The 24473-nt window shown below is 65.3% G+C and carries 24 protein-coding genes; 9 read left to right on the top strand and 15 right to left on the bottom strand.

What is annotated here, in order from left to right; all coding sequences use genetic code 11:
• Nucleotides 1-27 precede the first annotated feature (27 nt).
• From BC443_RS15750 to BC443_RS15735, 4 genes are read left to right on the top strand one after another with little or no spacing between them, the layout of a single operon-like run.
• Nucleotides 28-618: a TRAP transporter small permease gene (locus BC443_RS15750; protein WP_071232774.1), complete on the top strand. Its 591-nt coding sequence runs from the start codon at nucleotides 28-30 to the stop codon at nucleotides 616-618.
• On the top strand, nucleotides 618-1898 hold the full coding sequence (locus BC443_RS15745) for a TRAP transporter large permease (protein WP_071232773.1): 1281 nt from the start codon (nucleotides 618-620) through the stop codon (nucleotides 1896-1898). Before BC443_RS15750 ends, BC443_RS15745 begins: the two co-directional genes overlap by 1 nt.
• A gap of 45 nt (nucleotides 1899-1943) precedes the next feature.
• Nucleotides 1944-2627, top strand: coding sequence for a DUF2848 domain-containing protein (locus tag BC443_RS15740; RefSeq protein WP_071232772.1), 684 nt, complete (start codon nucleotides 1944-1946; stop codon nucleotides 2625-2627).
• Nucleotides 2624-3988, top strand: a complete 1365-nt coding sequence (locus tag BC443_RS15735) for an amidase (protein ID WP_083387459.1) — start codon at nucleotides 2624-2626, stop codon at nucleotides 3986-3988. The genes BC443_RS15740 and BC443_RS15735 overlap by 4 nt, the downstream gene beginning before the upstream one ends.
• A gap of 37 nt (nucleotides 3989-4025) precedes the next feature.
• Here BC443_RS15735 and BC443_RS15730 read toward each other — a convergent pair whose 3' ends face one another.
• Both BC443_RS15730 and BC443_RS15725 read right to left on the bottom strand, forming a co-directional pair.
• Nucleotides 4026-5351 (bottom strand): MFS transporter, encoded by a 1326-nt coding sequence (locus tag BC443_RS15730; RefSeq protein ID WP_071232771.1) that lies wholly within the window; start codon nucleotides 5349-5351, stop codon nucleotides 4026-4028.
• Between the two features lie 178 nt (nucleotides 5352-5529).
• On the bottom strand, nucleotides 5530-6057 hold the full coding sequence (locus BC443_RS15725) for a TetR/AcrR family transcriptional regulator (RefSeq protein WP_071232819.1): 528 nt from the start codon (nucleotides 6055-6057) through the stop codon (nucleotides 5530-5532).
• A gap of 156 nt (nucleotides 6058-6213) precedes the next feature.
• On the opposite strand from BC443_RS15725, the gene BC443_RS15720 reads away from it, so the two are divergent.
• Both BC443_RS15720 and BC443_RS15715 read left to right on the top strand, forming a co-directional pair.
• On the top strand, nucleotides 6214-7413 hold the full coding sequence (locus tag BC443_RS15720) for an MFS transporter (protein WP_071232770.1): 1200 nt from the start codon (nucleotides 6214-6216) through the stop codon (nucleotides 7411-7413).
• Nucleotides 7414-7616: 203 nt separating this feature from the next.
• Nucleotides 7617-8633, top strand: a complete 1017-nt coding sequence (locus BC443_RS15715; RefSeq protein ID WP_071232769.1) for an SDR family oxidoreductase — start codon at nucleotides 7617-7619, stop codon at nucleotides 8631-8633.
• Nucleotides 8634-8649: 16 nt separating this feature from the next.
• Here BC443_RS15715 and astB read toward each other — a convergent pair whose 3' ends face one another.
• The 9 genes from astB to BC443_RS15670 form a co-directional block, all read right to left on the bottom strand.
• Nucleotides 8650-10014 (bottom strand): N-succinylarginine dihydrolase, encoded by a 1365-nt coding sequence (gene astB, locus BC443_RS15710; RefSeq protein ID WP_071232818.1) that lies wholly within the window; start codon nucleotides 10012-10014, stop codon nucleotides 8650-8652.
• A 14-nt stretch (nucleotides 10015-10028) separates the two neighbouring features.
• On the bottom strand, nucleotides 10029-11498 hold the full coding sequence (astD, locus tag BC443_RS15705) for a succinylglutamate-semialdehyde dehydrogenase (protein WP_071232768.1): 1470 nt from the start codon (nucleotides 11496-11498) through the stop codon (nucleotides 10029-10031).
• A 124-nt stretch (nucleotides 11499-11622) separates the two neighbouring features.
• On the bottom strand, nucleotides 11623-12642 hold the full coding sequence (gene astA, locus BC443_RS15700; protein WP_071232767.1) for an arginine N-succinyltransferase: 1020 nt from the start codon (nucleotides 12640-12642) through the stop codon (nucleotides 11623-11625).
• On the bottom strand, nucleotides 12642-13766 hold the full coding sequence (locus BC443_RS15695) for an arginine N-succinyltransferase (protein WP_083387458.1): 1125 nt from the start codon (nucleotides 13764-13766) through the stop codon (nucleotides 12642-12644). Before BC443_RS15695 ends, astA begins: the two co-directional genes overlap by 1 nt.
• Nucleotides 13763-14977, bottom strand: coding sequence for an aspartate aminotransferase family protein (locus BC443_RS15690; RefSeq protein ID WP_071232766.1), 1215 nt, complete (start codon nucleotides 14975-14977; stop codon nucleotides 13763-13765). The genes BC443_RS15695 and BC443_RS15690 overlap by 4 nt, the downstream gene beginning before the upstream one ends.
• Before the next feature lie 356 nt (nucleotides 14978-15333).
• Complete coding sequence (fabF, locus tag BC443_RS15685) at nucleotides 15334-16596, bottom strand: beta-ketoacyl-ACP synthase II (RefSeq protein ID WP_071232765.1); 1263 nt, start codon at nucleotides 16594-16596, stop codon at nucleotides 15334-15336.
• A 12-nt stretch (nucleotides 16597-16608) separates the two neighbouring features.
• Nucleotides 16609-17187 carry a helix-turn-helix domain-containing protein gene (locus BC443_RS15680; RefSeq protein WP_071232764.1) on the bottom strand — a complete coding sequence of 193 codons (579 nt, stop codon included), beginning with the start codon at nucleotides 17185-17187 and terminating at the stop codon, nucleotides 16609-16611.
• Nucleotides 17188-17258: 71 nt separating this feature from the next.
• Nucleotides 17259-17753, bottom strand: coding sequence for a GNAT family N-acetyltransferase (locus BC443_RS15675; protein ID WP_071232763.1), 495 nt, complete (start codon nucleotides 17751-17753; stop codon nucleotides 17259-17261).
• A 44-nt stretch (nucleotides 17754-17797) separates the two neighbouring features.
• Nucleotides 17798-18355, bottom strand: a complete 558-nt coding sequence (locus tag BC443_RS15670) for a hypothetical protein (protein WP_071232762.1) — start codon at nucleotides 18353-18355, stop codon at nucleotides 17798-17800.
• A 142-nt stretch (nucleotides 18356-18497) separates the two neighbouring features.
• Between BC443_RS15670 and tsaA the strand changes: the two genes are divergently transcribed.
• Both tsaA and BC443_RS15660 read left to right on the top strand, forming a co-directional pair.
• Nucleotides 18498-19280 (top strand): tRNA (N6-threonylcarbamoyladenosine(37)-N6)-methyltransferase TrmO, encoded by a 783-nt coding sequence (gene tsaA, locus BC443_RS15665; RefSeq protein ID WP_348769680.1) that lies wholly within the window; start codon nucleotides 18498-18500, stop codon nucleotides 19278-19280.
• An 87-nt stretch (nucleotides 19281-19367) separates the two neighbouring features.
• Nucleotides 19368-19934 carry a peptidylprolyl isomerase gene (locus tag BC443_RS15660; protein WP_210766295.1) on the top strand — a complete coding sequence of 189 codons (567 nt, stop codon included), beginning with the start codon at nucleotides 19368-19370 and terminating at the stop codon, nucleotides 19932-19934.
• Between the two features lie 204 nt (nucleotides 19935-20138).
• Here the strand turns inward: BC443_RS15660 and purC are convergent, their stop codons facing one another.
• The 4 genes from purC to dapA all read right to left on the bottom strand — a co-directional run bounded on the left by purC (nucleotide 20139) and on the right by dapA (nucleotide 23627).
• On the bottom strand, nucleotides 20139-20849 hold the full coding sequence (gene purC, locus BC443_RS15655; protein WP_071232759.1) for a phosphoribosylaminoimidazolesuccinocarboxamide synthase: 711 nt from the start codon (nucleotides 20847-20849) through the stop codon (nucleotides 20139-20141).
• Nucleotides 20850-20944: 95 nt separating this feature from the next.
• On the bottom strand, nucleotides 20945-21730 hold the full coding sequence (locus tag BC443_RS15650) for an MBL fold metallo-hydrolase (RefSeq protein ID WP_071232758.1): 786 nt from the start codon (nucleotides 21728-21730) through the stop codon (nucleotides 20945-20947).
• Nucleotides 21730-22683, bottom strand: coding sequence for an outer membrane protein assembly factor BamC (bamC, locus tag BC443_RS15645; protein WP_071232757.1), 954 nt, complete (start codon nucleotides 22681-22683; stop codon nucleotides 21730-21732). Before bamC ends, BC443_RS15650 begins: the two co-directional genes overlap by 1 nt.
• A 59-nt stretch (nucleotides 22684-22742) precedes the next feature.
• A complete protein-coding gene (gene dapA / locus BC443_RS15640) occupies nucleotides 22743-23627 on the bottom strand; it encodes a 4-hydroxy-tetrahydrodipicolinate synthase (RefSeq protein ID WP_071232756.1) in 885 nt (294 codons plus the stop codon).
• Nucleotides 23628-24002: 375 nt separating this feature from the next.
• On the opposite strand from dapA, the gene BC443_RS15635 reads away from it, so the two are divergent.
• The gene (locus tag BC443_RS15635; protein WP_071232755.1) at nucleotides 24003-24473 is read left to right on the top strand and encodes a peroxiredoxin; all 471 of its coding nucleotides are present in this window, start codon (nucleotides 24003-24005) and stop codon (nucleotides 24471-24473) included.

Here is a 24473-nt window from a genome sequence, read left to right as displayed (position 1 = left end):
GTTACCTTCGATGGACAGGAACTTCCCATGTCTGCATTGATTCAGGGGCTGGACGGGCTGGTGCGTTTCACTCGCGGCCTGTCGCGGCTCGCCGCCCGCGTGATCGGCTTCGCGCTGCTGGCGGTGGTCATCTTCATTGGTGTGGAAATCCTGCTGCGCAAGCTGGCCGGCCATTCGCTCTCCGGCGTCCACGAGTATTCGGGCTACGTGCTGGCCGTGCTCTCGGCCTGGGGGATTTCCCACACGCTGCTCGAGCGGGCGCACATCCGCATCGATGTCGTTCACGGCCGGTTGCCGCCCTTGTCGCAGCACACTCTCAACATCGTGTCGCTGCTGGCACTCAATCTGGTGGCCTGGATGATCGCGCTGAACGCCTATCCGGTGCTGGCCAAGTCCCTCGCCAACGGTTCGACCGCCAACACCCCACTGGCCACACCACTGTGGATTCCTCAACTGCTGTGGGCCGCGGGCTATTGCTGGTTCGCCTTCACCACCAGCGTCATGGGCCTGAGAGTGCTGGTCGCGCTGTTCCAGCGGGACACGGCGACGCTCGATGCGCTGGCCGGCATGGATAACGGCGAACTTTCCGAAGCGCCACTTTCAGAGGAGTCACGCTGATGCTCGGATTTCTCTCGGTCGGCATTCTGGTGCTGCTGTTGGCCGGCATTCCGGTCGCGGTCACGCTGTTCCTGCTCGCCTTCGGTGTCGACCAGTTCTTCTCGTTCTTTCCGCTGACCAAGGCGCTGGGACAGAACCTGTGGTCGGCGGCGGACTCATTCCTGCTGATCGCGATTCCGCTGTTCGTGCTGATGGGCGAGATCATCGTCCGCGCCGGCATCGCCGAGAAGGCCTATCGCGCCATGGATCACTGGCTTTCGTGGCTGCCGGGCGGGCTGATCCACGCCAACATCACCACCGCCGCGCTGTTCTCGGCCACCTCGGGTTCCTCGGTCGCCACCGCCGCGACGATCTCCACCGTGGCGCTGCCACAGGGCGACAAGCTCGACTACGATCCCCGTCTGTTCTGCGGCAGCATCGCCGCCGGCGGTACGCTGGGAATTCTGATTCCACCGTCGATCAACCTGATCGTCTATGGGTTCCTGACCGAAACGTCGATTCCCAAGCTGTTCATGGCGGGGCTGGTTCCCGGCCTCGGCCTGTCGCTGCTGTTCATGGCCGTGGCACTGGTAATGTGCTGGTGGAAGCCGAGCCTCGGCGGCCCGCGCAACGTCGCCAGTTGGGACGCACGGCTGCGCAGCCTGGCCTTCCTGGCGCCGCTGCTGATTCTATTCATCGTGATCGTCGGTTCGATCTACCTGGGCTGGGCCACGCCCACCGAAGCGGCCGCCGTCGGCGTCATCGTCTCGCTGGGACTGGCGGCGGCCAATCGTCGCCTGGATCGTCGGATGCTGACAGCCGCGCTGGACGGTACGGTCAAGACGACCTCGATGCTGCTGTTCATCATTCTGGCGGCCTCGTTTTTGAACTTTGCGCTGACCTCGTCGGGGCTGGTACAGAATCTGACGACGCTGCTGAACACCTACGACCTCTCGCCCTACGGGCTGCTGCTGGCGGTCATCGCGCTGTTCATCGTCCTCGGCTTCTTCATCGAAACGCTGTCGCTGATGGTCATCACCATTCCGATCGTGACGCCGCTGATCGCCGCCGCCGGTTTCGACAAGGTGTGGTTCGGCATCGTCATGATTCTGTTCGTCGAGATGGCCCTGATCACGCCGCCGGTGGGACTCAACCTCTATATCGTTCAGGCATCCCGGCGCAGCAAGCCGTTCTCGGACGTGATCATCGGCACCCTGCCGTTCATCGGTGCCATGCTGCTGATGGCCGCTCTGCTGGTGGCTTTCCCCAGTATCGCGCTGTGGCTACCCGACTCACTATGATCCGCGCGCTGTGAACCTCATTCATCGAATCCGGAAACCTATCTCATGCTGACTTTCGAAACGCCCCAAGGCTCCCTCAGCGTCACCCCGCAACGCCTGGCCATCGCCGGCTGGGCCGGCCGCGACCAGGCCGGCGTCCAGCACCACATCGAGGAACTGGCCGAACTCGGCGTCAAGCCGCCGTCGAGCGTGCCGCTGTTCTACCGCGCCAGCGCGCAATTGCTGACCCAGGCCGAGAACGTCGAGATGCTGGGCGGCGAAGGCTCCGGTGAAGCCGAAGTCTGTCTGATCAGCGATAGCAACGGCCGCCTGTGGGTAACGCTCGCCTCCGATCACACCGACCGCAAGCTGGAAGCCGTCGGCGTGGCCGAATCCAAGCAGCTCTGCGCCAAGCCGGTCGCTACCCGGGCCTGGGCACTGGACGAGGTCCGTGATCATTGGGATTCGCTGGAACTGGCAAGCGAGATCGAAGAAAACGGCCAGACCGTCACCTATCAACAAGGCACGCTCGCCGAGCTGCTGGATGTCAATACGCTGCTGGCCAAACTGCCCGACGCGCTCAAGCAGGGGCAGTCGCTGGCGCCCAACACCCTGCTGCTGTGCGGCACGGTACCGGCCATCGGTGGCATTCGACCCAGCCCGCGCTTCTCGATGATGCTCAACGATCCGGTCCTGAATCGTCGTCTGGGCCACAGCTACACCGTCATCGAACTCGAGGTGGCGCAATGAGCCAGCTCGATGCCGCCAGCGCGTTCTGGGCCCGCCCGCCGCATCAGCGCCGCTTGAATGACTGGCAGGCGGCAGTCGATGCTGGCGATTTCACGCCCGCCCAGGCGCTCGAGGCGTTGATCGAGCGGGCGCAGTCGCAGACCGACGTCGCCACCTCTGCCTTCATCGAGTTCGATGCCAACAAGCTGCGCGACCGGCTGACGCGAGTCGACCCGAGCGAGTCGCTGGGCGGCGCTCCGATCAGCATCAAGGATCTGTTCGATGTTCGCGGCGAGGTGACCATGGCCGCTTCACGGGTGCTGGGTGACAGCGCACCGGCCGAGAGGGACGCGCCCTCGGTTGCCCGTCTGCGTCGCGCCGGGGCGCTGCTAACCGGACGCACCAACATGAGCGAGTTCGCGTTCTCGGGGCTCGGGCTCAATCAGCACTATGGCACGCCGCCCAATCCTTTCGATGCCGAGCGCATTACCGGTGGGTCGACCTCCGGTGGCGCCGCCTCGGTGGCGTTCGGCCTTGCCGCAGCCACGCTGGGCAGCGACACCGGCGGTTCGCTGCGCATTCCCGCCGCATTCTGCGGTCTGACCGGGTTCAAGCCCAGCCAGCAAGCCGTACCAGGCGAAGGCGCCTACCCGCTGGCGCCGAGCCTGGATTGCGTCGGACCGATCGCGCCCAGCGTCGACTGCTGCGCGCGGCTGTGGTCGATACTCGCCGACCGGCCGATGCCGCCACTGGATGCCTCGCCTCGGCCACTGCGGCTGGCGATCGCCGAAGGCGGTCTGCTGAGCGAACTGGACGATGCGGTCCGTGATGGCTTCGAAGCGGCCATAGCCGCACTCCAAGCCAAGGGGTGCCACGTCGAGCGCCTGTCGTTTTCGGCCGTCGACGGCGCGCTGGCGATCAATCAGCAGGGCGGTCTGGTGGTGCCGGAAGCGGCAGCGCTGCACCGTGAACAACTCGAGCGTGCCGAGGCGGACTACGATCCGCTGATCGCCGAGCGTCTGAACGGCGGCCGGGACATCAGCGCAGCGGACTATCTCCAGCGCCTGTGGCCGAGGGCCGGCTGGCAACGTCGCTTCGAAGTCGAGATGGCCGGCTTCGACGCAGTACTGCTGCCCACCGTCGCGACGCTGCCGCCCAAGCGGGCCGATCTCGAGAATGACGCCGCCGCGTTCCAACGCGCGAACCGGCTGGCGCTGCGCAACACCAGCGTCTTCAACTATCTCGACGCCGCTTCGATCTCGCTGCCCTACTTCCCTTCAGGCGCGGAACTCCCTATCGGCCTGATGCTGTCTCGCCCCCAGGGCGGCGACGCGGCGCTGCTGCAGCACGCCTGCGTCGTGGAGGCGATGCTGGGAGAGTGAGTCGCCTCGGGGAGTCCCAGGGCTCCCCGCGACGGCATCAGCGCCTGACCGAACGGAGCCAGTCGCCGACGCTGCGGCCGATCCTGTCCATCAACCCCAGCGGCGGCATGGCCGGCATGTAGAAGCGAGGGACCGGAGAGCCCGACATTGCTGACGAAACGGGCTTCCGGCAAGCGCCTCGAGCAGCCACGACTTCCTCCTGTCGCTTGTCCTGCTTTTCGTCCGAGCGATATCCGACCAGCATCGTCGCCAGAGCGATCAGCGCAAAGACGATGAAGCAGAAGGCGTACCCCCGGCTGCCGATCAGATAGCCGGCCAGCGGCGAGCCGACGATCTGGCCCACGGCGATCATCAGAAACGGCAGGCCAAGACCGATGGCGGGTCGGTCCGCGTAGAGCCGGATTCCCCACACCAGGTAGACACCGGTGAGCATGATGTAGGCGCCACCGAAAAGTGCGGCCGAGAAGAGCACCGCCGGCAGGCTGGATGGGATCAGCGCAAGCAAACCCAGCGAGAGCGCAAGCGCGGCCAGCGTTGCACGATGAGTGACGTTGAGGCCGAGGCGCTTGACCAAATCCCCCGCCAAACTACCGATCAGCCCGGCGACACCGATCAGGATCCAGACGATATTGGTCATCGCCTGATCGAAGTGGCCCAGCATAACCACGGCTTCGCTCGAAAAGGTCCAGTAGGCGGCGCTGGCCAGGCCCGTACTGGTGGCCGCGACCACGAGCATCAGCGCGCGCGGGCGCCAGAGACCGCCGCGAGGCTCTTCTTGCCGTGAACCGGATTGGCGGCCGGTACCGGAATTCGCTCGCGGCATGGTCACCAATAGCAGCAGCGCATTGAGCAGCGCGGCGACGGCGAACGCAGCGTAGGCGAGTCGCCACTGCCCCGTGGCGATGAAGGCCACCGGACCCGAGATCGCGACGCCGAGACTGGTCCCGGCATTGATGATGGTGTTGGCCCGGTTCTGCCGAGCGGGCGCGATCGACGCCGAGACGGCCTGGGCCATCGGCGGAGAAGCCAGCCCGGTGCTGGTACCCGCCAGTAGAATGGCCCCGGCCAGCAGCAGCGGGCTGGTACTGATCGAGATGATTGCCATGCCTGCCGCCGCGATCAGGGCCGCGGTGACCGCCACGAATCGCGGTCCCAGGCGCTCCACCAGCAGTGCGCTGACCACGATGGCGAGACAGTAGCCGACATAGGCACCACTACCGATCGCCCCGGCCATGGCCGAACTCAGCCCCACATCCTCGCGCATGCTGGGCAGAAAGAGTCCGTAGGCAAAGCGAGCCAAACCATAACTGACGCCGGTCAGCAGCGTGCCAGCGAGGACTAGGCGCATTTCCGAGCGCTTCATGAGGCATTCTCCATTCGAGCATTCACCGTCGCGAGACGGGAAATCCGGTTCGTCGAAAGCGATGTCCGATCAGATGTAAAACGATCGTTTTTATTACAAGCGTAAAAAATCCGCCGATCCTGGGGTCAGCTCGTTCGTCGAATACGGCCGTAAAGCCGCACCTGGGTAACCCGCGGCGTCAAGGCGTCCGTGCGATCTCGATCAGCCGATGGGCGGCACGCCGTGCACCATCGACAGCCGCACCGCCACGATAGGTCGCGGCGTGCATCGCGCCCTCGAACAGCAGCAGAATCGTTTCGGCCAGCTCGTCGTCGCGCCGGCCGATCTCCGCCACCACGATCTCGTCGATTCGCTGCCGCAGTCGCTGCTTGTGTCGCGCCATCGCCTCGGCGATTTCCGGCACGCCGCCACCGGTTTCGCCCCAGGCCCGCAGGAACAGACAGCCCCGCGCGCCCTCCTGTTCGAACCAGGTCTCCAGGGCTTCGAACAGCGCGTCGACACTGTCCGCGCCGACGAGCCGATGAAAGCGGCGGTCCCGCTCGTTCAGGACGGCGGCCATCAGCCCGTTCTTGCTGCCGACGTGCTTGTAAAGCGTACGGCTGGAGATCCCGGCCGCCTGCGTCAGCCGGTCCATCCCGGTGGCAGTGAAGCCGTACCGGTCGAACAGCTGCTCGGCAGTCGAGATGAGTCGTGTGCGAATATCCATGACACCCAATGTAAAACGACCACTTTACACGCGCAAGCACCAATCGCTTCGACTTTGACGTGCCTCGCGCAGCCAACGGGTGGTGAACCTCGCCAGCACCGATACGCCGATCAACGATGGTAAAATGCCGGCCCATTCAGCGAAGGATCATTCCCCGTGTCGTCAGCCTCGATCTCTCGTCCCCCGCTACCGGCCTGGCTGTGGCTCGTCGCCTTCGGTCTGGCGGCGATCAATCTGCGTGCGCCGATCGTCGTCATCGGGCCGGTACTCGATCCGATCATGTCGACGCTCTCCATCGGCGCGGGAACGGCGAGCCTGTTCACCACCGGGATGATTCTCTGCTTCGGGTTGCTCTCGCCGTTGGCGCCGGGCTTCGCCGATCGCGTCGGCCTCGACCGCGCCATCGCCTGCGCGATCACGCTGATCGCCCTCGGCGGCGTGCTGCGTGGCGTCGAGAGTCTGACGGTCATGCTGCTGGGGACATTGTGCGCGGGGCTGGGCATCGCCTTCGGCAATGTGTTCATGCCGAGCCTGGTCAAGCGCGATCGCGGCGACCGCCTGGGCCGCACCATGGGGCTCTACACGGTGATGATGGGCGTCGGCGCCACGATCAGTGCCGGTAGCGCCATTCCGCTGATGAATCTCTCCGGAAGCTGGTCCACGCCGATCTGGCTATGGGCGGCGTTCGGCATCGGCTCCGCCATCGTGTGGTGGCGGGTGGCGCTCACGCTGGCGCCCGAAGAACCGGCCGCCACGCGCCGGCCGCCGATGTCGCGGCTGTTCAGAAGTCCGGTGGCGTGGACGTTGACGCTGTTCATGGGCGCCCAGTCGCTCAGCTTCTACACGCTGCAGACCTGGGTACCGGCGGTGGCGATCCAGGCCGGCGTTCCCGTGGCGACCGCCGGGATCATGCTGTCGCTGATCAACCTCACCAGCATTCCGGGCAGCTACATCGTTGCTCGCTTGGCGTCGCGGCTGACCCATCACAGCCTGCTGGTGCTGGGGCTCTGCTCGCTGGTGGCGCTGGCGCTGTTCGGCCTGCTGCTCGCGCCCACGGCCTCGCCGCTGCTGTGGGCGTTGCTGCTGGGCGCCGGCCAGGGCGGCTGTTTCAGCTTCGCGCTGACCATGATCGTGCTGCGCACCCGTCAGCCCCAGCACGCCGCGATGCTGTCGGGCATGTCCCAGAGTATCGGCTACCTGATGGGCGCCAGCGGGCCGCTGCTGTTCGGCGCGCTGCACGGGCTGAGCGGCGACTGGCAGCTGTCGCTGATCTTCCTGATCGTGCTGCTGGCCGGCCAGAGCGTGGCCGGCGTGCTGATCGGCCGGCCGAAGATGGTCAAGCTGACGGACGACTGACGCACGGTTTCTCCCTTTCATTGCTCTCGGTAAAGCCGGGGCATGCCTTGGCTTTGCAATCCCCTGCCGCCTTCTATGCTGTAGAGAGTTATTTTCCAGAACAGACCCCGAAATAGACCCTGGAACAGACCTCGGAACAGGTCCCGAAACGGACTTCGCTCAGGCACGAGCGCGATGCGTCAAGGGCCGGCAAGGAGAGCGACATGGGTATCAGGCTGAAGCATCTCGAAGATCAGGTCGTCGTGATTACCGGCGCAACCTCCGGCATTGGGCTCTCCACGGCGCGCATGGCCGCCGATCGGGGGGCGCGCCTCGTGGTATCGGCACGTAACGAGAATACGCTGGTTCGACTGGTGGAGGAGCTTCGTCAACGTGGCGCGGAGGCGGTTCATGCCGTGGCTGACGTGGGCGATCCCGCTCAGGTACACGGCATCGCCGAGACCGCCTTCAACCATTTCAGAGGCTTCGATACCTGGATCAACAATGCGGGCGCGTCGCTTTACGGCTATATGCTCGATGTGCCGCTGGAAGACCATCGCAAGCTGTTCGAGACCAACTTCTGGGGCGTCGTTCACGGCTCGCTGGAGGCGGCGCGTTATCTCTCCACACGCACTGCGGGCCATGGCGGCGCGATCATCAATCTGGGTTCGCTGGTGTCCGATCGCGCGATTCCGATTCAGGGCATGTATTCCGCCTCCAAGCATGCCGTCAAGGGCTTCACCGATTCGCTGCGCGTGGAGCTGGAAGCCTTGGGCGCCCCGGTTTCGGTCACCCTGGTCAAACCCGGCAGCATCGCCACGCCCTATGCCGAACATGCCCACAACCTGCTCGAGCAGGAGCCCAGCCTGCCGCCGCCGCTTTACGAGCCGAGCATCGTCGCCAAGGCGATCCTGCACTGCGCCGTTCATCCCCGACGCGACATTCGTGCCGGGGGCGGCAGCAAGGCGATCGCAATGCTCGACTACTTCGCGCCGCGCCTGACCGATCGCCTCATGGGCGGCCTGATGATCGATCAGCAGAAGTCCGGGCGTGCGGAGCATCGCCAGTCATTTGCGCTACATGAACCCGGCACCGAGATGCGCGAGCGCGGGAACTACCCACATCATGTTTCCAAGACCAGCCTCTACACCGAGGCCTCGATGCACCCTGTCATCACCACAACGGTCATCGCGGGGGCACTGCTCGGCCTCGCGGCGCTGAGCCGGCGTCGACGGTTCTGACCAGGCAGGCGTCTCGTTACGCGCGTTCTGTCGACTCGCGCTGAAACGGATAGACGTTGCCGATACCGAGCAGCCGAGTCAGCTCGTCGAGCGCCGTGAGTGTCTCGTCGGCGAGCCGGGGGTCGGCCAGGTCGTCCGGAGTCAGGCTGTCGCGGTAGTGCCGCTCGACCCAGCCCACCAGATCGGCATGGAGCGCGTCGTTCAACAGCACCCGCCCGCTCAGCGCCTGACGCTCGGCCGCGGACAGCACGATCCGCAGGCGCAGGCAGGCGGGGCCGCCGCCGTTGCGCATGCTCTGCTTGACGTCCTTGACCATCACCTCGCTGATCGGGTTGTAGCCCGCCAGCAGCAGGTCCTGAATCGTCCGCCAGACGGATTCGTTTTCCTGACACTCCCCCGGTACCACCAGCGTCATGCTGCCATCCGGATTCGACAGCAACTGCGAGTTGAACAGGTAGGTCGATACCGCGTCTTCGAGACTGATCGCTTCGCTGGGCACCCGCACCGGGATGAGTGGCGTCGTCATTCGTTCGCGCAGCGCATCCAGCGTCTTCTCCTCGTCGAGAAACGCCATCTCGTGATAGAGCAGCACCGGCCCGTTGCCTACGGCGATCACGTCGTTGTGAAAGACACCGGCGTCGATGGCGTCGGGATGCTGCTGGGCGAAGACGGCCCGGGAATCCTCGAGGCCATGCTGGCGCGCGATCGCCTGGCTCGCTTCCAGCGTCTGACGAGCCGGATAGCGTTTGGGGGCGCGCTCGCCACCGAAGGCCTGACGGCCATAGACGAACAGATGCACGCCGGCGTCGCCGTGGTCGCCACAAAGGCGCGTGTGATTGGCGGCACCCTCGTCGGAGAATGCCGGCGTCGCCGGCAGCACGGGATGATGGGCGAAATGGCGTTCGTCGCGAAAGATCGAGGCGAGTACGCGGCCCGTGGTTTCCGGCTCGAGATAGCGATGGAAGCTCGACTGCAGGTTGGCGGGCGTGAAGTGAACGCGGCCGTCGGGCGCATCGAGACTCGGCGTGATGGTGGCGGCGTTGGCGGTCCACATCGACGAGGCCGAACACACCGCCCGCAGGATCTGCGGCGCTTCCCTGGCGGCCCGCGCCAGCACCTGGGTGTTGTCCCCCTGGAAACCGAGCGCCCGCAAGGCGCCCAGGTCCGGGCGCTGCTGTGGCGGCAGCACGCCCTGGGCGTAGCCAGCGTCCATCAGCGACTTCATCTTGGCCAGCCCCTGCAGCGCGGCCTCGCGCGGGTTGGACGCGAGCCCGCCATGGCGCATCGAGGCCACGTTGCCATGGGCCAGCCCGGCGTAGTTGTGGGTCGGGCCGACCAGGCCGTCGAAGTTGACCTCGCGCACGTCCCGTTCGGCCGTCATGTCCGCTTCGCTGCTCACAGTGTCACCCCCGGCGGCAGCTCCGTGGGCATCGTCAGCGTATCGGCCTCCATCGAGGCCACCGGGTAGGCACAGTAGTCCGCCGCGTAATAGGCGCTGGGGCGATGGTTGCCGCTGTCGCCGATGCCGCCGAACGGTGCATCGCTGGAAGCACCGGTGGTCTGGCGGTTCCAGTTGACGATACCGGCGCGAATCCGCAGCAGGAAGTCGTCCCAGTCGGCCTGGTCGCCGCCGATCAGGCCGGCGGAAAGGCCGTAGCGGGTATCGTTGGCCAGCTCGATCGCCTCGTCCCAGCTCTGGTATCGATGGACCTTGAGCAGCGGGCCGAAGTGCTCTTCGTCGGGCACGTCGCAGCCGGTGACGTCGACTAGCCCCGGGGACAGCAGGCTGGTGCCGGCCTGCAGGGACTGCATGCGTACCAGCACGCGTCCGCCACGGGCTTCGAGATCGCGCTGCGCCTCGAGCAGGCCTTCCGCCGCTTGCGGACTGACCAACCCGGCATAGAACGGCGCCGGCTCGCTGAACGGCTCGGCCACGCGAAGCTCGGCCAGCGCTTGCGACAGCTTCTCGACCAGCCGGTCGCCGGCCTCGCCCGCCGGCACGATCAGCCGGCGCGCACAGGTACAGCGCTGCCCGCCGGAAAGGAACGCCGACTGGACGATGGTCAGCACCGCCGCGTCGAGATCACGCACGTCCTTGACCACCAGCGGGTTGTTGCCGCCCAGCTCCAGCGCCAGGATCTTGCCGACCTGGCCGCCGAACTGGCGGTGCAACAGCCCGCCAACCTTGGCGCTGCCGGTGAACAGCAGGCCGTCGATATCGGCGTTGCCCGCCAGCGCCTGCCCCACTTCCGCCGCGCCCTGGACCAGGTTGATCACGCCGGCAGGCAGGCCCGCCCGCTCCCAGCACTGCAGGGTCAGGTCGGCGGTCATCGGCGTCTGTTCGCTGGGCTTGAACACCACGCAGTTGCCCGCCAGCAGCGCCGGCACGATGTGGCCGTTGGGCAGATGGCCCGGAAAGTTGTAGGGACCGAAGACCGCGAGCACGCCATGCGGGCGATGGCGCAGCACGGCGCGCGTGCCACCGGCATCCCGGGCGCGCTCGCCGGTGCGCTCGTGATAGGCGGTCAGCGAAATCGCCACCTTGCCGATCATCGCGCCCACTTCGGTGCGCGCTTCCCAGATCGGCTTGCCGGTCTCGTGCGCGATACAGTCGGCCAACGGCTCGCGGTGGTTCTCCAGCTCATCGCGGAAACGCTCGACGATCGCCTGGCGTTCGGCAAAGGGGCGACGCGCCCAGCCAGGAAACGCACGCCGCGCTGCCGAGATCGCCTCGTCGACCTGCTCGGGCGACGCCGCCGCGGCCTGCCACAGCGAGTCGCCCGAAACGGGATCGCGCTTGTCGAAACACGCCGCCGCGCCCTCGATCCAGCGGCCGTCGATCAGCAGTTGTTGTTTGGCGTGCATATGTCGCTCCTGATGATTGGTTGGTAAGCCGCGAGCCGCGAGCCGCGAGCCGCGAGCCGCGAGCCGCGAAATTCAGGATTCGATCACGCTGAAAGCTCGAAGCTCGAAGCTCGAAGCTCGAAGCTCAGGTTTCCAGCACCCGCAACCGGTCGCCGCTGGTCACGTCCAGGCGCTCGGCTTCGGCGGTGGTGAGCGTGATCACGTCATCCTCGCTGGGGCCGCGGCCGATCCAGCTGCAGCGGAAGTCGCTCATGCCGGTGGTCGCAGCCATCCAGCCGGGGCGCTCGGACTGTGCCAACCGCTCGCCGCCGACTTCCACCGTGACGCAGCGCGAATGCCGAATGGCGCGCACGTCATCGATGTAGGCTTCCACCGTGGGGCCGCCGTCGAAGATGTCGATGTAGCCTTCCCAGCGCAGCCCTTCCTTCTTGAGCATTTCCAGCGCGGGCCGGGTGTGCTCGTGGACCTGGCCGATGCAGTCCTGCGCCGCCTGCGGCAGAAACGGCACATAGATCGGGTACTTCGGCATTAGCTCGCCGATGAAGCTCTTCTGCCCCAGCCCGGTGAGCTGGTCGGCCTGCTTGAATTCCATCGGAAAGAAGTGGCTGCCGAGACTGTTCCAGAACGGGCTGACGCCGTCCGGACTGAAGACGCCGCGCATTTCCGCCAGCACCTTGGCCGGAAAGCATTCGCGGAACTCCGCCATGAACAGCCAGCGCGCCTTGGAGAGCAGCGTGCCGTTGCGGTCGCGCCGGTAGGCCGGACGCAGGAACAGCGAGGCGACTTCGGCGTCGCCGGTGTGATCCGAACTCAAAAACAGCGTATCGATGGTGCGATGCAGGTCGAGCTGGACCGATGAGTGGGCCAGCTTGCCGACACGATAGTGGTAGAACGGCGTCTCCCGGCCGACCTCGGCCTCGATCGCGCAGCAACCCGCCAGCGCGCCGGTCTGCTCGTCCTCGAGCACGAAGAAATAGAGCCGCTCCGGCTCGGGGACGCGACCTTCGAACGCCGCTACCGCGTTGTCGATCTTGGCGGTCAGGAACTCGCGGCTGTTGGGCAGCGAGGTGAAACCGACGCCGGTTTCCTGGGCCAGGGCCTGCAGTTCGTCGATATCGTGGTGCCCAATGGGTCGCAGGCGCATTACAGTTCTCCCTCGTCCAGCGCGTCTTCGACATTGGGTAGCGCCAGCGGCGCGACCAGCACGGCACGCCCCTCCTCGACGCCCAGCAATGCCGCCTGCTCTTCCGACAGCAGCAGCTGGCCGGTCGGGGTGAGCGCGTAACGCGCGACGGTGCAGCGAAAATCCGCCAGCTGTTGATTGGCCACCATCGCCGGCTCGGCATCCGGCAGCGAGGCCGCCGGACGGATCCGCACCGGGTGCCAGCCGCAGTGGGTCAGCGTGTGCAGCCGCTGCCTTTCCGCTCTGACCACCGGGCCGGCGTCGAAGATATCGACATGGCGCGAACGCACGAAGCCTTCGGCCAGCATCTCCTGTAGCGCCTGCTCGTGGGCCGGATGCTCACGCCCGATCGCCGCCCGGGCCTGCGGCGTCAGCAACGGCAGATAGAGCGGGAACTGCGGCATCACCTCGGCGATGAAGCTCTTCGAGCGCACACCCGCCAGCAGGTTGATCTCGTGGTAGCTCTGCTCGAAGAAGTGGCGGCCGACACTGTCCCAGAACGGCGAGCCGCCCGCCTCGTCGAGGTAGCCCGGGAAGGCGACGCCCAGCGTCTCCGCAAAGCGCTCGGGATACTGGGCGATGAACATCAGCCGGGCGCGGCGCAGCAGCGTCGCCGCACTGGTGCCGCGGTAGCGCGAATCCAGCGACAGCGCGCACAGCAGCGAGACTTCCGACATCTCGTGGGAAAGCGACAGCGTCTGCACCTCATGGCGCAGGTTGAGCTGCTGCGAGGCGTGGATCAGGGTTTCCTGGCGGTAGGTGTAATAGGCGTCCTGCGCGCCGGCCTGAGCCCGAATGCTCGCCGTGCCGATGATCTCCCCCAGGTTCCGATCCTCGAGCACGAAGGTGTAGAGCTCGTCGCCGGGGAAGTCGACATTGCGCGCAAGCGAACGGGAGGAGCGGGCGATCCGCTCCTCCAGCCGGTCGCGATGCGCGGGCAGGTTGGTCAGCTTGGGCGTGGAGCCGCCAGCCAGCCGCTCGATCGCGGCCAGATCGCCGGACTGCGCCGGACGAAACAGCAGGTGTCCGACGCTTCTCGTCGTCGAATCCGCTACGGCACCTGAGACAACATCGGCATGGATCATGATTGGCCGACGAGCTGCTCGATGGCCAGTTCCAGCCGCGCCATGCCTTCCTGGAGATCCGCTTCCGGGATCACCAGCGACGGCGCCATGCGCAGCACGTTGGGGCCGGCAACCAGAATCATCAGCCCCTGTTCGATGGCCAGCGGCAGGATATCCCGCGCGCGGCCCTCGAAGTCGTCGCTCATCTCGGCGCCGATCAGCAGACCCATGCCGCGGATCTCCTTGAACACACCGTACTTGCGATTGATGACCTCGAGATGCTCGCGGAAGAGCTCGTGACGACGCTCGACGCCCGCCAGCACTTCCGGCGTATCGATGGTGGTCAGCGCGGCCAGACCCACGGCGCAGGCCAGCGCGTTACCGCCGTAGGTGGAACCGTGCGTTCCCACCGCCAGCGACGGCGCCACGCGATCGGTGGTCAGCATCGCGCCGATCGGGAAGCCGCCGCCCAGCGCCTTGGCAGAGGTCAGGATGTCCGGGGTCACGCCGTAATGCATGTAAGCGTAGAGCTTGCCGCTGCGACCGACCCCGGACTGCACTTCGTCGAGGACCAGCAGGGCCTGGTGCTGATCGCACAGCTCGCGCAGACCGCGCATGAACTCGGGCGTTGCCGGCGTTACGCCGCCTTCGCCCTGGATCGGCTCGACCACGATGGCGCAGGTATCGTCATCGATCAGCGCGCGAACGCTGTCGAGATTGTTGAACTCGGCGTGCACGATGCCGCCCGGGATGGGGCCGAACCCCTCGGAGTACTTGGGCTGACCGCCGACGCTGACGGTGAACAACGTACGGCCGTGAAACGCCTGCTTGAACGAGATGATCTTGTGCTTCTTCTCGCCGAAGTTGTCGAAAGCCCAGCGCCGCGCCAGCTTGAAGGCCGCTTCGTTGGCCTCGCCGCCGGAAGAGCAGAAGTACGCCTTGTCGGCGAAGGTCCGCTCGACCATCTGCCTGGCCAGCGCCAGTGCCGGCTCGTTGGTATAGACGTTAGAGAGGTGCCACAGCTTGTTGGCCTGCTCCGTCAGCGCGCCGACCAGCGCCGGATGACAGTGCCCCAGCGCATTGACCGCGATACCGCCAGCGAAATCGATGTACTCCTTGCCCGCCTGATCCCACAGGCGGCTCCCCTCGCCGCGCACCGGAATCGCCTGCTGCGGCGAATAGTTGGGGGTCATGTAGCGGTCGAAATCGTCACGTGTCGGGCTCGCGGCCATGTCTTTCTCCCTGAGGGTTAGGGGTTATGTCAATCGAGTATAAGGAGGCGGCAGCCCCACGGCTTTCAGCGATGGGACGGCGAATTGCGAAAAGCGTCCTATGCCGAAGGTATCAGCACAGGTCCCCATCGCAAGGACTAGGTTCGAGCGGCTGCCAACGTCGAGTTTAGCCTTGCGACTTTCGTCGGCGCTACGTCTTGGCACGCATCGCGCAGTTGAGTTCGCCCGAACAAAAAGGCGCCAGCGACAATGTCGCTGGCGCCTTTTTTAGCTCGTAGCTCGTAGCTCGTAGCTCGTAGCTCGTAGCTCGTGGCTCGTGGCTCGTGGCTCGTGGCTCGTGGCTCGTGGCCGAAAGCTTACGCCTCGTAACGCTTGAAGATCGCGCTGGCGTTGACGCCCCCGAAACCGAAGCCGTTGCAGATGGCATGTTCCATCGGCATCTGGCGCGATTCGCCGTGGACGATGTCCAGGCCCGCCGTCATCGGGTCGGGATCGGCATAATTGCGGGTCAGCGGTGCGGTCTGGTCACGCAGCGCCAGCAGCGTGAAGATCGCTTCGACGCCGCCCGCGGCACCCAGCAGATGGCCGGTGGTCGCCTTGGTCGCGCTGATGGCCGGCGAGCGATCGCCGAACAGGCGATGAATGGCGGCGAGCTCGCCTCGGTCGCCCACCGGGGTCGAGGTGGCATGAGCGTTGAGATGCTGGATCTCGGACGCCTCCAGCCCAGCCTGGCGCAGTGCGATCTGCATCGCGCGCGCCGCGCCGGAGCCGTCCTCAGGCCCTGCCGTCATGTGGTAGGCGTCGGAGGTCGTGCCGTATCCGACCAGCTCGGCAATCGGCGTCGCACCCCGTGCCAGGGCGTGTTCGAGGGTCTCGATCACGATTAGGCCGGCACCTTCTCCCATCACGAACCCGTCGCGAGCCTGGTCGAACGGCCGCGACGCCTGCTCCGGCGTGTCGTTGAAATGGCTGGAGAGCGCCTTGGCGGCGGCGAAACCACCCAGGCTGACGCGATCGATACACGCCTCGCTGCCGCCGCAGAGCGCGACATCGGCTTCGCCGGCATGAATCATGCGCGCGGCATCACCGATCGCCTGCAGGCCGGCGGCACAGGCTGTCACCGGTGCGCCGAGCGGGCCCTTGAAGCCATGACGGATCGAGACCTGGCCGCAGGCGAGGTTGGCCAGAAACGAAGGAATGGTGAACGGAGACAACCGCCGCGGCCCCCGGCTGTCTACCGTGCGCACTGCATCGGCAATGGAGGGAAAGCCGCCAATGCCCGAGCCGATCAGGGTCGCCGTGCGCTCCTTCTCGGCTTCCGTCTGCGGGAACCAGTTGGCCTGGGTCAGCGCTTCTTCCGCCGCCGCGACCGCCATCTGGATGAAGCGGTCCATCTTGCGCCGCTCTTTCGGATCCATGGTGGCATCCGGGTCGAAGCCGGCGCTGTCTTCCTCGATGGTCGGCACCGGCCCGCCGACGCCCACGGCCAGACCTTCGACGGTCTCCGCCGGCAGCCGGCGCAGGCCGGAGGCGCCCGACAGCAGACGCTGCCACACGGTTTCGATACCGCATCCCAACGGCGAGAGGATGCCCATACCTGTCACTACGATACGTCGCATGACGATGTCCTTTCAGTCATTGATCGAGTTACTCGCAACATCGACAAGCTGGCCAGAAGCCTTCGCTGCCGCTGTCTGCGAGTGGGAAGAAGCACCACGGTCGAAGGCTTTCTGCATGCGCTCGATACGGGCATGAACCGCCGGGCTGGCGTCGGGGCCGGGGGCCAGACGCACATCGCCGGGCGACAATGGCCTGTCATGGTGGCGGTCGTACAGGATCGGATCGACAGGGTCCAGGGTCTGTCGATCGACCAGATGGAAGCCGTCGGCTTCAATCGGCAAATGGTCTTCGCCCCAGCGGTAGAGCATCAGAATGACCGGTGCGAGGTCGTGGCCCTTTGCCGTCAGATGATACTCGTAACGCGGCGGATGCTGCTGATAGCAGCGCTTTTCGAACAGCGTGTTGGCGACCATGCGATCCAGACGCCGCGTCAGCATGCTGGAAGCGATGCCCAGGCCGCGCTGGAACTCGTCGAAGCGACGCGCGCCTTGCATGGCGTCGCGCAGGATCAGCAGCGTCCAGCTGTCGCCGACGCAGTCGAGTGCGCGGGCCACCGGGCAGAAAGAGGAAATATCGTGGGTCACTTTCATTATGGAAGCGACTCTACCGAATTTCTCGGTTCAAGGGAAATGGAGACATCCGAAACCGGCAACGGTTGCGTTCACGTGCCGCCGGCATCCAGTGCCAATCGCATTCGCACTCGCGGCAGCCGCTCGCCCTGGCGTTCGCTCCACTCTTCGCCCAGGGTCGCCCAACCGCGCTCGGCCAACGACGGCGCCAGCACCAGACTCGCTTCGATCATTGCCTCGCTGTGCCCCGCTTCTCTCAATGCCTCGATGGACAGCGACAGCAGACGCGATCCCACGCCCTGCCGTGCCACCGACGGCCAGACGTAGAGCGTTTCGATGCGCCCGGCCCGGAGATCGCGTTCGCAGAAGCCGATGCAATGCCCGTCGCACTCTGCCACCAGCGTGGAGTGGATCGCCTGCCGCGCCATCCACGCTTCCGCAGTGCGCGGCAGCGCCGATGCCCAGGCCTCGCGCTGGGCCAGGGTATAGTGATTGGCCGCGCCTTCCATGATCGCATGGTAAAAAACCTCGGCCTGATCCGAGGCATCCCGAGGCAATGCCTCACGGAAGCGGGTTCGTTCGAGCATATCGAGATCCTCCGAGCTGACCGACCATCAACGACACCGCCGGATCACGCAGCGTCGTTGACCAGAGACTCATAGCGCGGGAAGCGCAGCGCGATGTCGCTGGCGGTTTCCGCCAGCGAATCCGTATCCCCTTCGCTGAGCGTCACGGTGACGAAATCCGGCTGTGGCCCCATATCGAACCAGTGAGGCAGATTCGCGGGAATGGTGATGAGATTGCCGCGCTCGCAGCCAACGACATAGACACGATAAGCCAGATGCAGGTAGAAAATCGCCTGACCATGGAGAAACAGATGCCATTGCTGCCCCATGCCGCGCGATTCGCTGTAGAGCAGCTCCCGCCGCAACTGGCCATCGGGATAGACCGGGCTCATGCCGCGAAGTTCGATCCGCTGACACCCGCTGTGCAAACGCATCTCGTCGATGAGCGCGGCGTGCTCATCGAGCACCTCGTCGGCACTCGCGGTACTGCGAAGCGGCGGTAGCGAATGGGACTGGAAGAGAATCTGATGGGCGCCCAGTTCCAGCTTGATACGTTCGTCATCGCGCGTCGACAGCAACGGCTGGTCGCCATCGGCTTCGTGGTAAACATGCAAAAAACTCATCAAACACCTCTCCTTGGTATCATGCGAGCTTCCGGAATCCTGCCGCACCCGGGGCCGAGCGCTACTGCATTATGGCACCATTGCAAAAGTTCACCTCGAAAAGCGCGATTTCATGATTTCAGAGCCCTCACGCCATGCCCCTGTGTCCGACAGCGCTTTCACGCTGGAGACGATCGGTCATGTCGCCAGCGATTATCCCGACAAGTTCGGGATTCCGCGCCAGCCGGGGTTGGCGCCGTCGGCGCGGGCGATTCTCTATCTGGCGCCGGCGTTCGACGATCCGCTCACCGTCGAAGGCCTGGAGGCGATGACCCATCTGTGGCTGACCTTCGTCTTCGATCGCAGCCCGGAGAACTGGACGCCCCGGGTGCGGCCGCCCCGCCTGGGAGGCAATCAGCGCATCGGCGTCTTCGCCAGCCGCAGCACCCACCGCCCCAACCGCCTTGGCCTGTCGCTGGTCGAGCTGGTCGATATCGAATGCACGCCGAAACCCGCGTTCGCCCAGACGCCGATTGCCGGGTCTCGGTTGGCCGAGTATCGAAGCCGGGTGAAACTGCACCTGCGGGGGCACGATCTCTGCGACGCCACGCCGATTCTCGACATCAAGCCTTATCTGCCCTGGGCCGAGTCCCGCCCCGATGCCGATGCCGGTTTCGCGCCCGCGCCGCCGCCCCGGCACCGCGTCGCTTTCAGTGCCGCGGCGCAGGAAGCGCTGCAGCGCCATCCCGACGGTGAATCGCTGTCCCGACTGATCGAAGAGGTGCTGGCCCAGGACCCACGCCCCGCCTATCACGGCAGCGGCTCGAACCGGCAGGACGTCACCCGGCGCTACGGCGTCTTCCTGCGCGACGTCAACGTGCGCTTTCGAGTCATGGAAGGTGCCGTCGACACCGAAATTCGGGTGGAAGCAATCGAGCCGCGCTGATGAGCGGATCGAACGTGACCAGGGCTGGTCACTCGGCACCGATGCGGCTAGGCTGGCGAACTTCGATGAATGACTGGAGTGCCTTCGATGCAAAAGTCGCTGATTGCCCTTTGCCTGTCCGCCCTGACGGCATTCTCTCTTCCGGCGCTCGCCGATGCCGATCATCCGCATGTGCGCCTGCACACGAGCCAGGGCGACATCGAAGTCGAACTCGATGCCCAGGCGGCCCCCAAGACGGTGGACAACTTCCTGAGCTACGTCGATGAAGGCTTCTATGCCGGCACGGTCTTTCATCGCGTGATGCAGGACTTCATGATCCAGGGCGGCGGCATGACGGCGGATCTCGAGCCGAAGGAGACCCACGCACCGATCGCGCTGGAGAAAAGCGGTCTCGACAATACCCGCGGCACCATCGCCATGGCGCGAACCGCCAATCCGGATTCCGCGACCAGCCAGTTCTTCATCAATCTGGTCGACAATAGCGCGCTGAACTACCGCGATCTCTACAACCCCGGCTATACGGTGTTCGGCCACGTGGTTTCCGGCATGGACGTCGTCGACGAGATCGCCGGCGTTGCCACCGGCCGCCAGGGCCCTCACGCCAATGTGCCGAAGACGCCGATCACAATCGAGAGCGCGGAACGCATCGACTGAAGGCGCAGGCATACGCCGGAAACCTCATCGCCAGAAAGCGAGAAGCCCCGACGTTGTCATGTCGGGGCCTCTCATGGAAATGTGCAAGGCGTACGGCGCGCAGGAACCGGAGCCTATGGGTTATAGGTGAGGATTCCGATCGGACCGGCGCACCGGGGCCGTACAACAAAGCAATTTGCCCGCGCAGGAATTGAGACAGCGTTTCTAGAAGGTCATGCCCAGACGCCGCCCCACCTCCTCATAGGCCTCGATCACGCCGCCCAGCCCTTGGCGGAAACGATCCTTGTCCAGCTTCTCGCGGGTCTCGGCATCCCAGAGCCGGCAGCCGTCCGGCGAGAACTCGTCGCCCAGCACGATCTCGCCCTCGAAGACGCCGAACTCGAGCTTGTAGTCGACCAGCAGCATGCCACCATCGAGAAACAGCTGCTTGAGCACGTCGTTGACCTGGAAGGTCAGCGCTTTCATGGTCGCCAGCTGCTCGGGCGTCGCCCAGCCGAAGGTCTCGGCCAGCGACTCGTTGATCATCGGGTCGCCCTTCTCGTCATTCTTCAGGAACAGCTCGAAGGTCGGCGGATTCAGGGCGATGCCTTCTTCGACGCCAAGGCGGCGCACCAGGCCACCGGCGGCCAGGTTGCGCACCACGCACTCCACCGGAATCATCTCCAGCTTCTTGACCACGCACTCGGTGTCCGAGAGCAACTGCTCGAAGTGCGTGGGAATGCCCGCCGCCTGGAGCTTCTCCATGATGAAGGCGTTGAACTTGTTGTTGACCATGCCCTTGCGCTCGAGGGCTTCCTTCTTCTTGCCGTCGAAGGCGCTGGTGTCATCGCGAAAGTGCAGGACAAGCCGCTGCGGGTCGTCGCTCAGGTAGACCGACTTGGCCTTGCCGGCATAGAGAAGATCGCGTTTTTGCATGGAGCTGTCTCCGCGTCGCGGCCCCTTGGGGCAGCAGGTTCATGAGGGTGATGAAGGTGAAACGTGGTGTGGCGACGAGACGGTTCCTGTCACCGTCAGGCCACCTGCTGCCAGTCGATACCGCTATCCTGGGCCGAGACCAGCAGACGCGACTCATCGCCGTCGAGCAGCGGCACCAGAGTTTCCAGTACCCGCTCGGGATGATTATTTTGCGCCGACAGGTGCGAGCAGACAATCCGCTGTAGCCGATCGAGCCCCAGCCGGCGCAGCAGTTCCGCCGCCTGGCCGTTGGCGAGATGGCCCCAGCGACCGGCGACACGGCGCTTCAGGTGCGGCGGATAGGGGCCTTCGGCCAGCATGCGCGGATCGTGATTGCACTCGAGGAACAGCGCATCGCAGCCGCCGAAGACATCGGCCACGTGAGACGTCGGGTGGCCGAGATCGGTCAATACCCCGAGGCGGCGGCCGTGGGCACGAAAGCAGAACTGGATCGGTTCACGGGCATCATGGGGAACGGTGACCGGATCGATCTCCAGCCCGCCGATGGCGAAGCGTGCCTGCGGCACCAGCAGTTCGTGCCTGGGCACCTCGCCCAATCTGCCGGAGAACCAGCTGCCGGCGCTCAGATAGACCGGCAGTTGGTGGCGGCGCGCCAGGGCGCCCACCCCGGTGATGTGATCGCTGTGTTCGTGAGTGACCAGTACCGCCGACAGCTGGCGCGGATGGACACCCAACCGCGCGAGGCGTTTCTCCGCCTCGCGCACGCCGAAACCGCAATCCACCAGCACCAAGGTCTCGCCATCGCTGACCAGCGTCGCGTTGCCCTTGCTGCCGCTGCCCAGCGAGGCGAAGTGAAGGCCCGGTGTGGAAGGCGACGCCATCAGCGCAGCGTGGACGCGATCGCGTCCAGCAGCTCCCGTGCCGCGGCCGGTGCCACCGGTTGACCATCGGCATCATCGACCGTCACCACGGTATTGTTGGCGTTCGAGTCGAGCTGCAGGCGGTAATGGTTGGGCTGCGGGTCGCTGCCGAACCAGTCGAACCAGCCACCGTCGTCGGCTTCCAGCGGCAGATAGTCGACGAAGAACTGGCCAGCGCTGCGGTTCTGATCCGTCACCGTCAGGCGATCGTCATCGAATCCGTTCTGCAACTGATAGTAGAGCTCGGACCAGGCACGCTCGCTGTCCAGTGCCAGGTCGAGCTTCCAGCCGCCGTCGCGGTTGCGCAGCTTCACGCGCTCGCTCTGGTCGAGCGGCTGTGCGGCCAGCGACACGCCGCTGTCGGCGGTATGGTTGCTGTCCAGATACGCCTTGACCGAGGTCAGACACTGGGCGCTGCTGCCGATATCGCAGCGGACTTCGCTGGTACCGCTGCGCAGCCCCTGACGCAGGCTCATGCTGCCCTGAGCGGTATCGATGCGGCCGCTGGCGGCATTGATGGCGGTCGGATTGACGCCATGATCGACGGCAAAGCCCTGCAGGCGCGGCCATACACTGGCCGGCGCGGCATCGACCAGCAGCCAACGCTCGCTGCCCGCCTGACGCATTTCGACATAAGGCTGCTCGTCGCTCTGCCCGGAGGCCAGCGGCTGCGGACGCGGCGCGTCGTCCATGGCCTCCGTCGACGAGAAATCGCTGTCGGCCTGGGGAACCGGCATCGAATCCTGATAGCGAACCTGATTGCGCGAAGCCGGCAGATCCAGCGGTTGGGTCATCTTGGCGTTCTGGTACTCGTCGTTGCGGTCATAGTAATAACCGTCTTGGAACAGACCGCAGCCGGACAGGACCAGCGACGAGCACAACACCAGAGGCATCCATTTGAGGACGGGCTTCATGCATCCACCTTTGTTTGAAGCAATGGGCTGGTTAGCGATTCGATCCACGCCGGGTGGTATCACTTGCTGTCGATGCCGGCGAGCTGCAACGCTTCGCCGACGCTGCCGTGGTAGCGCTCGGACAGCCAGGTCAGCGGCAGCCGGATCCCGGTGTCGGCATAACCCATGCGGTTGAGCGCCCACTTGACCGGAATCGGGTTGGATTCGATCCCCAGCGCCGTATGCAAAGGCGCCAGACGCGCGTTGATCTGGTGCGCCTTTTCGCGCTGGCCGCTGGTCGCCGCGACACACAGGTCATGCATCGACTTCGGTGCCACGTTGGCGGTGACGGAAATATCGCCGTGGCCGCCCATCAGCATGAAGTCGCAAGCGGTGGGGTCGTCACCGGAGTAGAGCGCGAAATCGCTGCCCTTGAGCCGATCGATCAACTCCTCGGCACGTTCCAGATTGCCGGTGGCATCTTTCAAGCCGACGATCCGCTCGAGCTCCGCCAGGCGGAAAACCGTCTCGTTGTAGATGTCGGAGCAGGTGCGACCAGGCACGTTGTAGAGAATGATCGGCAGTTCGCTGGCTTCGGCGACCGCCTTGAAATGCTGATACAAGCCTTCCTGGGTCGGCTTGTTGTAGTAAGGCGCCACCGACAGACAGCAGTCGGCGCCCACTTCGCTGGCGTAGCGCGCCAGCTCGACCGCTTCGGCCGTGTTGTTGGCGCCCGTGCCCGCGATGACCGGGATCCGACCGTTGACCTCTTCGACCACTGTGCGGATGACATCGAAGTGCTCGGCGAACGACATCGTGGTCGGTTCGCCCGTGGTACCGGCGGCGACGATCGCGTCAGTGCCGTGATCGAGATGGAAATTCACCAGGCGACGCAGCGCCTCCCAGTCGATCTCGCCACCGGCTTTCATCGGCGTCGCCATGGCAACGATACTGCCTGTGATCATCTTGCAGCTCTCTCCCTGTGGCCGGGATGGACGCCGGCCGCGTTAACTCACCGCAAGTCGATTATCCGGCAAGCGAACAACCGGACCTGACGGATCCCGGAACCCCGGACGCATGCCGATGCGGGCATGGCGCCTACCAGGCACGATTTGCAAACCTCAGATGGTACTCAGGCAGCCTCGGCGTGTACAGCCGGCAAGCCGGCTCCCCGCCGAGATCGGCGCCTCGACACCCGACGTCGCCGCTGGCTGAAGACCGCTGCCCGCCTCGATGATCGTCACGCCCGAGCATTGACCGCCAGAATCGGCTATCGTTCGTTCGCAACGGAATCCTCAGGGATTTTGGCGAACCCTTCCCCTTTCATTTCGGAGCGGCTCATGACCCTCAGCGTTGGACAACCCGTCGAAGATTTCTCCGCCGAGGCCACCGGCGACACGACCTTTCGTCTCGGCGACTACCGTGGCAAGCAGGTGGTGATCTATTTCTATCCCAAGGACAGCACCCCGGGCTGCACCACCGAAGGCGGCGATTTCCGTGATCGGATCGGCGAGTTCGAGGCCGCCAACACGGTCGTCTTCGGCGTCTCGCGGGATGGCCTCAAGTCCCACGAAAACTTCAAGGCCAAGCAAGGCTTCCCGTTCGAGCTGATCTCCGATCGCGACGAAGCGATTTGCCGGCAGTTCGACGTGATCAAGCTGAAGAAGATGTACGGCAAGGAGCATCTGGGTGTCGAGCGCAGCACGTTTCTGATCGACGCCGACGGCAACCTGGCCCGCGAGTGGCGCGGCGTCAAGGTGCCGGGGCACGTGGAAGAAGTGCTCGAAGCGGCGCGCGAACTCAACGCCTGA

The sequence above is a fragment of the Salinicola sp. MIT1003 genome (genome assembly GCF_001858555.1).
Classification (GTDB): Bacteria; Pseudomonadota; Gammaproteobacteria; order Pseudomonadales; family Halomonadaceae; genus Salinicola; species Salinicola salarius.
Note: the sequence above shows the minus strand (reverse complement) of the source record. Positions and strands in the feature narration are given on the sequence as shown.

Coding starts and splice junctions, on each gene's coding strand:
- BC443_RS15750 (WP_071232774.1), top strand. CDS start 28: ATGTCTGCATTGATTCAGGGGCTGGACGGGCTGGTGCGTTTCACTCGC.
- BC443_RS15745 (WP_071232773.1), top strand. CDS start 618: ATGCTCGGATTTCTCTCGGTCGGCATTCTGGTGCTGCTGTTGGCCGGC.
- BC443_RS15740 (WP_071232772.1), top strand. CDS start 1,944: ATGCTGACTTTCGAAACGCCCCAAGGCTCCCTCAGCGTCACCCCGCAA.
- BC443_RS15735 (WP_083387459.1), top strand. CDS start 2,624: ATGAGCCAGCTCGATGCCGCCAGCGCGTTCTGGGCCCGCCCGCCGCAT.
- BC443_RS15730 (WP_071232771.1), bottom strand. CDS start 5,351: ATGAAGCGCTCGGAAATGCGCCTAGTCCTCGCTGGCACGCTGCTGACC.
- BC443_RS15725 (WP_071232819.1), bottom strand. CDS start 6,057: ATGGATATTCGCACACGACTCATCTCGACTGCCGAGCAGCTGTTCGAC.
- BC443_RS15715 (WP_071232769.1), top strand. CDS start 7,617: ATGGGTATCAGGCTGAAGCATCTCGAAGATCAGGTCGTCGTGATTACC.
- astB (WP_071232818.1), bottom strand. CDS start 10,014: ATGACGGCCGAACGGGACGTGCGCGAGGTCAACTTCGACGGCCTGGTC.
- astD (WP_071232768.1), bottom strand. CDS start 11,498: ATGCACGCCAAACAACAACTGCTGATCGACGGCCGCTGGATCGAGGGC.
- astA (WP_071232767.1), bottom strand. CDS start 12,642: ATGCGCCTGCGACCCATTGGGCACCACGATATCGACGAACTGCAGGCC.
- BC443_RS15695 (WP_083387458.1), bottom strand. CDS start 13,766: ATGATCCATGCCGATGTTGTCTCAGGTGCCGTAGCGGATTCGACGACG.
- BC443_RS15690 (WP_071232766.1), bottom strand. CDS start 14,977: ATGGCCGCGAGCCCGACACGTGACGATTTCGACCGCTACATGACCCCC.
- fabF (WP_071232765.1), bottom strand. CDS start 16,596: ATGCGACGTATCGTAGTGACAGGTATGGGCATCCTCTCGCCGTTGGGA.
- BC443_RS15680 (WP_071232764.1), bottom strand. CDS start 17,187: ATGAAAGTGACCCACGATATTTCCTCTTTCTGCCCGGTGGCCCGCGCA.
- BC443_RS15675 (WP_071232763.1), bottom strand. CDS start 17,753: ATGCTCGAACGAACCCGCTTCCGTGAGGCATTGCCTCGGGATGCCTCG.
- BC443_RS15670 (WP_071232762.1), bottom strand. CDS start 18,355: ATGAGTTTTTTGCATGTTTACCACGAAGCCGATGGCGACCAGCCGTTG.
- BC443_RS15660 (WP_210766295.1), top strand. CDS start 19,368: ATGCAAAAGTCGCTGATTGCCCTTTGCCTGTCCGCCCTGACGGCATTC.
- purC (WP_071232759.1), bottom strand. CDS start 20,849: ATGCAAAAACGCGATCTTCTCTATGCCGGCAAGGCCAAGTCGGTCTAC.
- BC443_RS15650 (WP_071232758.1), bottom strand. CDS start 21,730: ATGGCGTCGCCTTCCACACCGGGCCTTCACTTCGCCTCGCTGGGCAGC.
- bamC (WP_071232757.1), bottom strand. CDS start 22,683: ATGAAGCCCGTCCTCAAATGGATGCCTCTGGTGTTGTGCTCGTCGCTG.
- dapA (WP_071232756.1), bottom strand. CDS start 23,627: ATGATCACAGGCAGTATCGTTGCCATGGCGACGCCGATGAAAGCCGGT.
- BC443_RS15635 (WP_071232755.1), top strand. CDS start 24,003: ATGACCCTCAGCGTTGGACAACCCGTCGAAGATTTCTCCGCCGAGGCC.